Genomic DNA, 12,882 nt, shown 5'->3' with positions numbered 1-12,882 from the left:
TGCCGGGGAAAAACTGGTCATCAGCAGCGGTTCCTTCGACAACCACGGCGGCCGCGTCGCCACTCGCCAGGACCTGGGCCTGACCGCCGCGAGCCTGAACAACACCGACGGCAGCCTCGCCGCCCAGGGCGCGCTGACCCTCGACCTGCTCGGCGAGCTGCTCAACCGCCAGGGCAAGCTGTTCGCCGGCAAGGACCTGCTGGTCCAGCGCGCCGGCCAGGTGGACAACCAGGCTGGCCAGATCGCCAGCCAGGGCCTGCTCAAGGTGCTGGCCGCCAGCGTCGACAACAGCCAGCGCGGCACCCTGGCCGCCAATGGCCCGCTCACGCTCGACAGCCGCGGGGCGCTCAACAACTCGGGCGATGGCCTGATCTACAGCCAGCAGGGCGACGCAGGCCTGCAAGCGGCCAGCCTGAACAACGCCAAGGGCACCGTGCAGGCCAAGGGCGCAATCACCGCGCAGGCCACCGGCTTGCTCGACAACCAGGGCGGCAAGCTGATCGCCCAGGACGGCGCGTTGACCGTGACCGCCGACACCCTCGACAACCGCGGCGGCATCCTCGCCAGCCTCAAGCAGGCGTTGGCGGTGCACACCACCGGCGTGCTGCGCAACGGCAGCGACGCCACTGGCCAGCGCGGCATCCTCCAGGCGCTGAGCCTGGACGTGCAGAGCGCCAGCCTGGACAACCACGGCGGGCGCATCGCCGCGCTCGGCGGTGATACCGTGATCCGCACCGGGCAACTGGACAACCGCGATGGCGGCATCTCCGCCAGTGGCCTGCTCAAGGTCACCGGCGCCAGCCTGCTCAACGGCGGCGACGCGCGCGGCGAGATGGTCGGCCAGCGTATCGAACTGGGGCTGAGCGGCGCGCTGGATAACCGCAGCGGCATCATCGAAAGCGCCAGTACCCTGGCGATTACAGCTGCCAGCCTGGACAACCAGGCGGGCCAACTGCGTGCACTGGGCAACAGCGGCACTACACGATTCCAGATCGGCGGGCTGCTGGACAACCGCAACGGGACCCTGGAAACCGCCAACACCGATCTTGCCCTGGTCATTGGCGATCTGCTGAATGCCGGGGGCAGCATCACTCACCTCGGCAATGGTGATTTCGGTGTCAGCAGCCAGCAGGTCATGGCGGCGGGAGGCCGCCTGTTGACGCACGGCACCCTGAATCTCAGTGCCGACGACTGGGTCAACAGCAGCGTGCTGCAAGCCGGCACGCTCAATCTCGATGTCAAGAACTTCACCCAGACCTCCAGTGGGCAACTGCTGGCGACGAAGGCGCTGCTGGGCAAGGGCGGCAACTGGCTCAATGATGGGTTGATTGCCAGCGACGGTACACTGAGCCTGACCTTGGGTGGTACCTATTCGGGCAACGGCCGACTGACCAGCCTGGGGAACATGACCCTGTCTGCGGCGCAGATGAGCCTGGGCACCGCCACAAGCATTGCCGGTGGCGACAGCATCGTTGTCAGCGTCGGCAACCAGCTGAACAACCATGGGCGGTTGTCGGCGGTCAACGACCTGACGATCAACGCCGGCAGCCTGTCCAACTACGGGGCATTGGCCGCGTCGGGCAACCTGAACCTGATTGCCCAGTCCGTCCACAACGACCAGGCTGCCGATGGCGGTCGAGGCTTGCTGTTCAGTGGCCGGGACCTGTCGATCCACACGGCGGATTTCAGCAACCGCTATGCGGACGTCTACAGCCTGGGCAATCTGCTGGTCGCCGGCGTCACCGCAGGCAGTACTGCGGCAACCTTCCTGAACAGCTCCGGGACTGTCGAGGCGGCCGGTGACATCAACCTGCAGGCAGCCAGTTTCGTCAACAAACGCGACAAGTTCAGCGCCAGCCAGCAGATCACCGACGGCTACATGACCATCTACTGCGTCCAGCATTGCAAAGGGTCGCGGTGGGTGAGGGGGCCGGTGCACATCTACAAGACCCAGGAAACCGTGGTGCTGGAGGATTCGCCAACGGCAACCCTGGCTGCCGGGCGTGACCTGACCATTGGTGGGGGCAGCGTTCTCAATTCTCGCAGCGTGATCTCGGCGGGCAATGATCTCACCATCACGGCCAGCAGCATTACCAACGAGGGGGAGCGTTCCAGGTCTGGAACCGTTGGCAAAGAGGTGGGGTCTGGAACCAAGGTCCCCACGGCGTACTTCTTCCAGTTGATCAACGAGGTAAACGCCTACAACCAGGCCCACCCGCGTTCTGGGCCGTTCGATGAGGCAGCCTTCAAGGCCCTGGTCGCGAAGTTCGACCCCGGGATGTTCTATGGCATCAATGAAGAACTCACGCTCAAGGCCGATGATCAATTCATCGCGCCGGCGTTGATCCAGGCTGCAGGCACGGCGAAGCTCACCGCGGCAGGCGACGTCAACAACATCGTTGTGCGCAGGGCGCCGGAGGCGACCAGCAGCCGTGCGTTCGATACCCATGTAGCCAGCGCGACGCAGCCTACGGTGGTCAACCTGAATGCGCAGTTGCCACCCGATCTGGCCCAGCGACAGGTAGACCCGACCACCCTGCCAGGCTTCAGCCTGCCGGCGGGGCAGAATGGCCTGTTCCGCTTGAGTGGCAAAGGCAGCGATGCGGCAACCGGGCCCACTCAGGGCTGGACATTGGGCAACGCCACCGTCGGCTCTTATGAGCGCCAGGGGCTGGCCAGCTCCCGACCGGGCGCGATCCAGGCAGTGGATGCTGCCGCGTCCAGGGCGAGCGAGCAGGCAATCGATCGGATTGCCCACCAGCGCGTCGAGTCGGCGGCCAAGGCCAGTGCCATCGGGGTCAATGCGCCTGTGGCCGAAGCAGTGGATAGCGGCGTCCGATCGCCAAACCCAGGTGCGCAGGCACAGGAACTGAGCGCGCAGGATGCCGGAGTCAGTGCCCCGCCACGGATACCGGGCATCACTCGCCTGCCCGACAGCCAATATACGAGCAAGCCGCACAAGTACCTGATTGAAACCAATCCGCTGCTGACCGACCTCAAGCAGTTCATGAGCTCCGACTACCTGCTCGGCAATCTGGGCTATGACCCGGACAAGAGCTGGAAGCGCCTTGGTGACGGCTTCTACGAGCAGCGCCTGATCCAGCAGGCGGTGGTGGCGCGTACCGGCGAGCAGTTCATCGATGGCCAGACCTCTGGCGAGCAGTTGTACAAGCACCTGATGGACAATGCCATCCGCAGCAAGGATGCGCTTGGCCTGAGCGTTGGCGTCGGCCTGAGCTCTGCCCAAGTGGCGGCGTTGACGCACGACATCGTCTGGCTTGAAGCACGCGAGATCAATGGTGAGCAGGTGCTTGCGCCTGTGCTGTACCTGGCCCATGCCAACGGCCGCCTGGCACCTGACGGCGCGTTGATCGCCGGGCAGGATGTTCAGCTGATTGCCGGGGAAAACCTCAACAACATTGGCACGCTGAGAGCCTCACGCAACCTCAGTGCCACTGCGGGCAAGGACCTTACGAACAGCGGCCTGATCCAGGCAGGTGGTCGCCTGGACCTGCTGGCCGGCAACAGCCTGGTCAACAGTGCCGGCGGCATCATCAGCGGGCGCGATGTGAGCCTGACCGCCGTCAATGGTGACCTGATCAATCAACGAGACCTGACGCGCACGGACAACGACTACGGTAGCGTGCGTGAGCAGAGAGACCATCTCGACAGCGCGGCCCGCATCGAAGCCAGCAACAGCCTCAGCCTCAAGGCGGGTCAGGACATCAAGAACGTCGGTAGCGTGATCCAGAGCGGCGGCGACTTGTCGCTCAGTGCCGGTCGTGATGTAAGCCTGCTGTCGGTCGAAGAACGTCAAGGCTTCTACACCGAGCGCCAGCGCAGCAACACGGTGCAGCAGCACGGCGCCACGCTGACCGCCGGCCGCGACCTGAGTCTCGTCGCCGGCCGCGATCTCACCGCCGTGGCCAGCCAGATCGACGCGGGCCGCAACCTCACCCTGGCCGCAGGCGAAGACCTGAACTTGACCTCCGCCGCCAACGAAGCCCACAGCTTCAGCCGCAGCAAAAAGGTCACCCAGTCCAATGACCAGGTCACCCAGGTGTCGACCACGGTCAAGGCCGGCGGCGATGTGTCGCTGTCCGCGGGCCAGGACATGGCCATCGTCGCCAGCCAGGTCAAGGGCAAGGGCGATGTCGACATCGACGCCGAGCGCGACCTGACCATCGCCTCCGACCAGAACGAAAGTGCTTCGTACTACCAGAAGAAGAGCAAGGGCTCGTTCGGTCGCGGCAGCTCCAAGCAGCAAGAGAGCTACCACAGCACCAACGTAGCGTCGGTGATCGATGCCGGCGGCGACCTGACCGTCAACGTCAGCAAGAAGGCCGATGGCGGCATCGCCCTGGACGGTGGCCGCGATGTCGCGGTGATCGGCAGCCAGCTCAAGGCCGGCGGTGATGTCATGCTCGGGGCTACCGGCGATGTGGCGGTACTGTCCGGTGTCGAGGAGCACGGCGAGTACAGCAAGAAGAGCAAGTCCGGTTTCCTTGGCCTGTCGAAAAGCGGCAAGAGCCAGTTGCAGACCCACGCCACGCAGGTCGGCAGTGAACTGGATGCCGGCAACGACATCGTGGTTGCGGCAGGCAACGATGTGCGCCTGCGCGCCAGCGAGGCGAATGCCGGCAAGGACGTCGAGCTGCGCGCGGGGTTGCTGGACAAGGAGGGTGACATCAACCTGGTGTCGGCCAACGACACGGCCTACAGCCACAGCGACTCGTACAAGAAAAAGATCGGCATGTCGGTTGCCCCTGGCATGGTCGTCGTCCCGTCCGTTTCGGTAGCCTCGGCGAAGAAAGCCGGGCAGGAAGCACGCAGCAGCACCAGCGTCGGCAGCCAGGTCCTGGCCGTGCGTGATGCCTCGCTCCAGGCCGAGCGTGATATCAACGTGCTCGGCAGCGGTGTCAATGCCGGTCGCAATGTCAGCTTGAACGCGGGACGTGATGTCAACGTCGCCGCCGCCGAGAACCAGAGCGACAGCAAGACCTGGTCGAAAACCTCGAAGATCGGTTTGAGTACCAGTGCCGACGACAACGGGATCAAGGTGTTCGCGGGCGTCGAGAAGGAACTGGCCAAGGATCGCCTGCGCGAACAGTTGGCCTCTGCCAGCCAGATCAAGGCCGGCCAGGACCTGGAGGTCAAGGCGGGGCGTGATATCAATCAGACCGGCTCGGACTTGATAGCAGGCCACGATATCAGCCTGGGCGCGGGCCGCGACATCAACATCGACGCGGCGCGTGAAACCCGTATCCACGAGCAGGAGCGGGAGTATGCGACCCAGGGTGCCGGGGCCTCGATCAACCATAACTTCGGGCGCACCAAGGACGCGGTGAGCAACGCCGGCAAGGGCGAGAATGGCGTGAGCAAGGTTGCCAGCACCCTGCAGGCCATCGACGGCATCAACCAGTTCCTTGCCGGGCCAACCGGCGACCTCAAGATCGGCAACAGCTCGCAGAAGAACCAGCAGACCAGCATCGAGCAAAGCAACCGTGGCTCCAGCCTGGAGGCCGGCAACGATATCAAGCTGCAGGCCGGCAACGACGTCAATGTCAAAGGCAGCCAGGTGCAGGCCGGGCGGGACATCGACGTCAAGGGGCGTGACATCAACATTGATGTCGCCCACGGCAGCAGCACCCAGAAGACCCGCGAGTCGCAGAACTGGGCCGGCATTCACGGTGGTACCAGTGGCGGTATCAAGGTCGGCATCGGCGCCAGCCATGGCGCTGCGGGTGCCGATGGCACCCTGGGCAACTCGACGCCGAGCCAGCTCGACGCGGGGCGCGATATCAAGCTCGACGCCAGCCACGACTTGAACATCGTCGGTTCGCAGGTCAAGGCCGGGCGTGACATCGACCTTGCCGCAGGCAATGACCTGAACATCCGTGCCGCGCAGAACGACTCGCACTACGAACAGAACCGTCGCAGCGGCGGTGGTGAAGTCGGGTTGGCGTTCGGCTCGGAAGGGGTGGGGATCTACGCCAGTGTCAACCTGGGCAAGGGCCAGCTGGAACGCGACGCACAGCGACACCAGGAAGCCTACGTCTACGCAGGCGACCAGCTGAAGTTCACCAGTGGCAAGGACACCAACATCAAAGGCGCCCAGGTACGCGGCGACGAAGTCATCGGCCGTGTGGGCGGCGACCTGAACGTGGCCTCGGCCATCGATACCGGCAAGGTCAAGGGCAAAGAGTTCGACCTGAGCGCCACCGTCACGGTAGGCCCGGGCTCGGGTATCAGCGGCTCGGTCGGCAAAGGCAAGACCACGGGCGAGACCGAGTGGGTGGAAAACCAGACCCGCATCACCGCTCGGGACAAGGTCGACATCCGCACCGAAAACCACACCCAGCTCGATGGTGCCCTGATCGCCTCCGACAACGGCAACCTCAAGCTCGATACCGGCACGCTGGGCCACAGTGATATCGCCGGCAAGGACCAGGAACGCGGCTATTACCTGAACGTCGGTGGTACCTGGAAAAAAGGGACAGCAGCAACACAGCAGGACAGCAGCCAGACGGGCAAGGGTGACAAAGGCGAGAACGGCTGGAGCGTCAGTGGCTGGAAGTACGAGAAGGACCGCAAGCAAATTGTCCGTGCCACCGTGGGGGCGGGTGATATCACTGTGCGCGAGGATGCGGAGACTGGGAAGGACTCCACTGTCGGGTTGAATCGGGATCTGGACAAGGCATACGAGATCACGCGGGACCATGAGTCGCGCACTGATCTTTATGCGACTGGGTCCTCTACCCACGCGGTGATGAATCCCGTCCAGACGCTGCAGCAGTGGAAAGACAGCGCGGCAAAGTATGGGGAGAACAGTGAAGAGGCTCTTAACAAACTAGGTGACGTGTTCCTTGCGACCGCGGCGCTGGCTGTTGGCACTAACCCTGATTCAGTGAATTTCGGGTTAGCTACGCGCGAGATTTATCGTCAACTGGGCAGTCGCTACGAACAGACGCGCTCGAACGTCGTCAGGTCGCTGCTCGGTCGTATTGCTGGCAATCAGAACAGCGAGGCGTTCGATATCGTTGCCCAACGCCTGACCGAGGTGGCCGGCGAGGACCCGGCCAGGGTGGCCAAGATCCTCAATGACATGGCGAAACTGAACGGGCAGAAACCTGGACAGCAGAATTTCATCCCGGTGGCCTATGCCGGTTATGTGTTGATGGGGGCACTGGCTACTGCCCTGGGTGTTAGCCAACTTGCACCAGAGCGTCAGGAGGAAATGCAGGCTGCGGTGTCGAGGGCGATTGACGAGATCGAGGCTAATGTCAGCGATCTCAACAAGCGTGCGCAGATGATCAAGCTGATCGTCGAGGTGTCCCTGCAAAATGAAGGGCTGCCTATTCACGTGCTTGATCCGAGGCTGAAGAAGTACGAAGGATTGTTGGTTGAGGCCGGGACGCAGAATCCTAGCAGTGGAGGGTATGGTGAGGGCGGGCAGGTCGTCACGACGCCGCATACCGGGGGAAGTCAGCTTGATGGGCAGCACGGGCGAGATGTCTATGTGACCCCGAGCCACCAGCAGGATATCGGGCTTGTATTTTCCGAGAACCCTCTTGAAAACCAGGCTGCCCATGATCTCCTGACGGCAATCAATAGTATTCCATCCAAGACACAGGCGACGAAAAGTGCCACGATGGTAGGTGCTTTCGATCCGTTGACAGGAAAAGTTGCGGTGGGAAGCAGTAACGCGTCGATTACTGCCGATTCACTGCATCCTGCCACGGTCGCTTATATAGAAACGCAGTTGGGAGTGAAGGTTGGTGAGTTTACGGACTTCTGCAAGAATAAGGTGGGTGCCTGCGCCGAAATTTCGGCGGCGGATCAACTGGTAAGGCAGGGCGCTGTGCCTGGGAACATAAAATTTACTGAAGCCGTCAGGCCCCGTGATGTCTGGCGACGAGACGATGTTCCTCCCGGCGCCATCATAAAAACTTGCGAAAATTGCGCGGTGACATGGCCTAAGGGGAGCCGGTAATGAGCCTTGATGAACAATGGGAACCTGGATTCGGTACCCTATACACGTGGTTGGCCATGGATAGAGTTGGTCGAATTGCGGTCATGGTGAACAATTGTTTTGGTGATATTCCGAAAGTGCTCTTGGCACTGAGTGGAGCGGAGGAAATGCTGGACGCCCTCAGTGAATTCATGTGGGAGGAGTCTCAGGTCTTTCGGTCGTACCCACCTTTGAAGAAATGTGGCTTTACGGTGGACTTGTATTCGGCATGGCGCTGGCAAGGAAGAGACAAGGCTTTCGTTCTGGGTGAGCTGTTGCGCGATCTCGAAGAGCGAGGAACCTACAGTGAAGCCAGCCTTGCCTTCAACAAAGGTTTCTTTGTCTATCACGCCGTCGAAGGTTCCCGAGAGGGAGAGGATTTTCCCGTTGGGTTTGATGGCCCTACGAGTATGGGAGACTACTTCAGGTTTCTGGTGCCAGGGGAGTATGCATCGATTGAAGATTTTCCAGAGAGCCTGAGGCCAGGAGTTGTCGTCTCTCAAACCTTGGATTTCGATTCGAAACAAGTGTTGAATGGGAAATGTATCAATGAGTATTTTTGCAATTTGTACAGGTGTTAAGCCTGGGGCGAAAAGCATGTTCGCCACACACAGGCGGGAGTTTAATAGCATCTGACCGGCGTTGTCGTGAAGAAAAAAGGGGACAGATTTATTTTTCTACTCTAGTTTCTGTCTTTGCATGGCCAAGACGACGTTGAAACCCGTTGCTTAACGTATCGGTGAGGAAGTCACGAGCTGGAAGCTGGTGGCGTCAAAATTAGAGTGTGGAAAATAAATCTGTCCCCTTTTCTGTCCTTTTCTGTTATAGGGCTGGCAATCTGATAACCACCTTCCCAGTTAAGGCGATAAATTGATGCGATCTCTTCCTGTGCAAGTGTGGCGTGAACTTCAGTTGGCTGTGATGCCACTTAGTGAAGAATCATCACTAAAAGATGTTCTTGTGGTGATTCTTTCGTGGCTTAGGGGTAATTATAAGTGGTTTGCTGTTGAGCCATTTTCTATCTACGGGTTCGATGAGTTTTTACATGTAAATGAAGATATAATGCCTGTTGATTACTCGTCGTTTTTACCCAGTGATATAGGGCACTTCAAAAAAGTCGTCTTGAAATATCAGGCTAAGGAGGCTGAATCTATTGCGCGGTTTCTACGCGACACAATGGAGGCGTTGATAACTATCGAAATTGATAAGCAATGCCCTAGGTGTGAATCCGATGGGATGCGCGTTTTTATAGGTAGACATAACGGCCTGTTGGCTTGTCAGTGTAACGTTTGTGGAAACTCCCATTACATAGACGGCTCTAAGGTAGAAGTTGGTGGGTTAGAGTTTGCAAGTGAGGTCATTTTGCGAGGTGCTGGTCTGATTTGATTGTGTAAAATGGACTATGACAGCTCTACTCTAAAAGTCCCCATCAAAGACCACTATGATCACCAGAAAAGGGATAGATTTATTTTTCTATTCTAATTGCTACCTTTTTATGGCCAAGACGGCGACGAAGCTTGAGAAGTCAGTGAGCACGTCTAGCGCTGCAAGCGGAGCAAGTCGAAATTAGAGTGTGAAAAATAAATCTGTCCCCTTTTTCGAATAAAATTCCGAAAAAATAAGGAGAAGGTAATGTCACCGCTTGGTGTATTGATCAGTTTAGGTTTGGCTTGTTGGTCAACCATTTTTTTGGGATATAGAAAGCGCTGGATAGGGCGAGAAGATATTTTTGAATTTGCCATGAGTCAGCTTTTAAATGGTTGCGAAAGCGAGCGCGTTGCCATCATTGCTGGAGGCGAATATTTAAACGATGAAGAACTTCTTGAAGTTGTCTCAAAGCAAATGGAGATGACGGATCTTGTTGCCGAAATTGAGAAGTGGCGTTTAGCTTTTCTGCTTTGTATTGATGCGTCGAATGACAGTGACGAAGATAAAATAAATAGACTTCAGGAGGTCTATGCGGACTTTAATTGTCCGGAGGATATGGCTTCGTGCAGTATTTACTCTCAGGATGGTGTCGACCCGCTTGTAGCAATGAGCCAAGTTGTGGAAAAACTAAGAGAGAGGTTTTTGCTCCGATAATTCGAAGGCGGCGGTGAAGCCTGGTGCTTTAAGGTGTCGGTAAGGGCGTAGTGAAGGTTTAGAAAAAATGAGGACAAAAGGGACAGCTTGTTTGTTCTGCTCTAATGTTTTGCTGTCGTACGGCCGGGTGGGTGGTAAGTTTACTGGGTTTAGATGAGTGAGATTGTGACCAGTTTGGTGTTTGAGAAGGTTGGCGATGTAAATAGTAACTTTCCTTATCTGTGCGTATACAAGGAGGGGAATGAGGGGCCGTTCATGGAGATTTCCGTAAATTCAGACATGGAGTTGGAGTTTGTTTTTTACTCAAATGCCAATGGTGTTTCACTCACGGCCGAGGAATGGCGGGAAATTTTTGTGCGCGGGGAGGAATTTCATCCAGAGGCATTAGAGAGTGGTGATTGAGTTGGTGAAGTGGAAGAGAGTGACAGAAAAGTGACTGACAGAAAAGGGCAAAAAAGGGGAAATATTTATTTTCTACTCTAATTTCTGCCTTTGCATGGCCAAGACGACGAAGAAGCTTGATGCTTAATATATCAGTGAGGACGTCTGGCGCGGGAAGCGGGGCAAGTCGAAATTAGAATAAATAATAAATCTGTTCCCTTTTTCGGTCTTTTTCGATGTAGGGGCCTCCGAAGGCATGGTGAAGTCTTATTCGTGCAGCTCGGGGGTGTTGCGCAGCTGCCGGCCCCCAAATCGATAACTATTCGAGGCCAAACCGTTGAACTCTATACGTTGGTGGGGGCTGATGGCGTTCAAATGAACTTGCGCAATGGCTCAAGTTTCTACTGCAGAGTCTGGTGCTCTATGGGCGCTTGATATCATCGGACATTCAGGGGCGAAAGCTCCAAAGCTGGAGGCGAAATTAAAATGCTTTTGTGCTGTCGAGATTCCGAAGAATTCAAGGAAATCGTGGAGTGGAGTCAAGGCTTAGCAGTTGACGCGCTGTGGCTGAGCGTCTGCAAGACATTTTCTTGTGAGGGTTACAACGACCGTAAGCGTATTTTTTTGCAGGTGCTGGCTGAGCTGATTCTTGAGGGTAGGGTGTTTCTCGCTAATGGGGACCGATTGAAAGGGGATGTTGTTGAACAAATAGCTGCATTTGATTCGGCTTGGCCTGCAGAACAAGATACTGACGAAGCGCTATTTTGGATCACAAAAGATGGGGTTAGTTGGGTGCCGGGAGGCCTCGTTTGGGTTTACAAGGACGGTACGGAAGTTTGGACATGAGCAATGCCTGTAACATTGTTGCGAAAAGTGAAGAAAAGAGGGCTGGCGGAAAGGGGACAGATTTGTTTGTCCTACTCCATTGTCTGCTGATGCATCACCAAGACGAAGAAATCTAGTGCTTAAGGCTCCGTTGAGGACGTCGAGCGCAGGAGGTGGGGCACGTCGAAATTAGAGCTATAGAAAATGAATCTGTTACCTTTAATCTGGGATATAGCACTCGAGGATTTGCATGCCTACGGCAGAGAGCATCCACTGGATTGACGAAGCTTTTCTCTTTGTTTTTTCTTTGCGATGAAGTAAGCAGGTGATCAAATGACGCAGCGCATTGACTGGGTAAACCGCGAAAAACCATAGAGCAACGTGAACAACTCGCTGGAAGAGCAGGAATGACAGCTGCGATTGGTGCAATGCGTCGGTAGAATTTTCCTGGTTTCGACAGTCTGTATTGGCTTCGGTTAATCGGAATTTCCTTATTCCTTGTAGTCCATTTCCGAAGCATGCTTTTACCGCCTTTCAGGCCTTGCCCCAGGCCACCTCGGCTTCTAGTCTCGACCAGCCGCTGCCAATTCAGCGGTCGGTTTTGACAGACCGTCGATTGTTGTCCTCGTGTGCATTCGCTCAATGGCGGCTGTACGTGTGGGCACCTAGTGTGCGCCGAGTGCCAACAATCTCGGTCTGTCAACCCGCGTACAGCTGCCACCCGACTGTTTGACAGCAGCTCAGCTGACAGCTCAACCCTCAACCATTGTTGGAGTACGAGCATGCTGAAGATTGTCCCCGATCCACCTTCCCCCCAAGACCACGCCCACTTCCTCGAAGACACCTTGGTACGCGCCATCGAGTACGCCTTCTGCGCCCTCACGGTGGCCAACCAGGCCGTGCAGCTCAAGCCCCGGTCACCCGGCGCGATCCTGATGCTGGCCGCCGCCCACGAGATGGAGGCGGTGCGCACGTTGCTCGAATCCGCCCTGACCCAGGTGCAGCACTCGGCCCAGGCGCCGAGCGAGCCCCGCACGCTGCACTAGCCGACGACGTTTTCAGGGAGATCGATCATGACCACAGACGATGGCAAGACCCCGCTCACGCCGGGCAAGACCCGTTTCTACCAGGGCGAGGGCAAGGATGCCCAACCGCTGTTCTGCATCGAGCCTGGCATCCCTTGCCAGCATGCCCGCGAACAGGCGTCGGAGCTGATGGACTATGTGCGGCACCTGACCTTGGTCGGGGTGATGGACGAAGACCCGCGAATGGTCTGGGCTGCGCACTATCTCAGTGCTCTGGCCAAGGCACTGATGGATGATGCGGAACTGGGGATGGCGCACTGACCGCAAGGCTCGCTTGTTCCTGTGGGGTGGGATTGCCAGCAACTCCCACTCCGTAGCCCTGCCGCACTCCATTCGAATGTGCTGAAAATTTTTTTCTGGCCTCGGCCGCTCTATCTCAATGGTCTTGGCTTGACCGACAAGAAAATCCCGAAAAATCCAATGATGGCAAATTGACGCCAAAATGATGGCCACATAGTATCCGCGCCAGTTTGCAGCGCTTGTGCAGCCACGCTCCGA

At 57.7% G+C, this 12,882-nt stretch carries 8 protein-coding genes; all 8 read left to right on the top strand.

Translation table 11 applies throughout. The features are described 5' to 3' along the window. Positions 1-7,993, top strand: a 7,993-nt coding sequence (locus AC3WL2_RS05155; RefSeq protein ID WP_492574030.1) for a hemagglutinin repeat-containing protein, incomplete at its 5' end; no start/stop codon positions are given. Next, the gene (locus AC3WL2_RS05150; protein ID WP_102685367.1) at positions 7,993-8,592 is read left to right on the top strand and encodes a hypothetical protein; all 600 of its coding nucleotides are present in this window, start codon (positions 7,993-7,995) and stop codon (positions 8,590-8,592) included. The genes AC3WL2_RS05155 and AC3WL2_RS05150, both read left to right, overlap by 1 nt. 292 nt (positions 8,593-8,884) lie before the next feature. Beyond that, positions 8,885-9,397, top strand: a complete 513-nt coding sequence (locus AC3WL2_RS05145; protein WP_102685368.1) for a hypothetical protein — start codon at positions 8,885-8,887, stop codon at positions 9,395-9,397. A 246-nt stretch (positions 9,398-9,643) separates the two neighbouring features. After that, positions 9,644-10,093 (top strand): DUF2247 family protein, encoded by a 450-nt coding sequence (locus tag AC3WL2_RS05140; RefSeq protein WP_102685369.1) that lies wholly within the window; start codon positions 9,644-9,646, stop codon positions 10,091-10,093. Between the two features lie 255 nt (positions 10,094-10,348). Next, positions 10,349-10,495 carry a hypothetical protein gene (locus AC3WL2_RS05135; RefSeq protein WP_158247489.1) on the top strand — a complete coding sequence of 49 codons (147 nt, stop codon included), beginning with the start codon at positions 10,349-10,351 and terminating at the stop codon, positions 10,493-10,495. 507 nt (positions 10,496-11,002) lie between these two features. After that, positions 11,003-11,320 carry a DUF596 domain-containing protein gene (locus tag AC3WL2_RS05130; RefSeq protein WP_158247488.1) on the top strand — a complete coding sequence of 106 codons (318 nt, stop codon included), beginning with the start codon at positions 11,003-11,005 and terminating at the stop codon, positions 11,318-11,320. Between the two features lie 761 nt (positions 11,321-12,081). Then, on the top strand, positions 12,082-12,345 hold the full coding sequence (locus AC3WL2_RS05125) for a hypothetical protein (protein ID WP_023631007.1): 264 nt from the start codon (positions 12,082-12,084) through the stop codon (positions 12,343-12,345). A gap of 27 nt (positions 12,346-12,372) precedes the next feature. Then, positions 12,373-12,645 carry a DUF3077 domain-containing protein gene (locus AC3WL2_RS05120; protein WP_062360275.1) on the top strand — a complete coding sequence of 91 codons (273 nt, stop codon included), beginning with the start codon at positions 12,373-12,375 and terminating at the stop codon, positions 12,643-12,645. Positions 12,646-12,882 lie beyond the last annotated feature (237 nt).

The organism is Pseudomonas sp. FW305-96 (assembly GCF_058783825.1).
Note: the sequence above shows the minus strand (reverse complement) of the source record. Positions and strands in the feature narration are given on the sequence as shown.

Bases quoted from the DNA above. Each gene is read 5' to 3' on its own strand.
- AC3WL2_RS05150 (WP_102685367.1), top strand. From the start codon at position 7,993: ATGAGCCTTGATGAACAATGGGAACCTGGATTCGGTACCCTATACACG.
- AC3WL2_RS05145 (WP_102685368.1), top strand. From the start codon at position 8,885: ATGCGATCTCTTCCTGTGCAAGTGTGGCGTGAACTTCAGTTGGCTGTG.
- AC3WL2_RS05140 (WP_102685369.1), top strand. From the start codon at position 9,644: ATGTCACCGCTTGGTGTATTGATCAGTTTAGGTTTGGCTTGTTGGTCA.
- AC3WL2_RS05135 (WP_158247489.1), top strand. From the start codon at position 10,349: ATGGAGATTTCCGTAAATTCAGACATGGAGTTGGAGTTTGTTTTTTAC.
- AC3WL2_RS05125 (WP_023631007.1), top strand. From the start codon at position 12,082: ATGCTGAAGATTGTCCCCGATCCACCTTCCCCCCAAGACCACGCCCAC.
- AC3WL2_RS05120 (WP_062360275.1), top strand. From the start codon at position 12,373: ATGACCACAGACGATGGCAAGACCCCGCTCACGCCGGGCAAGACCCGT.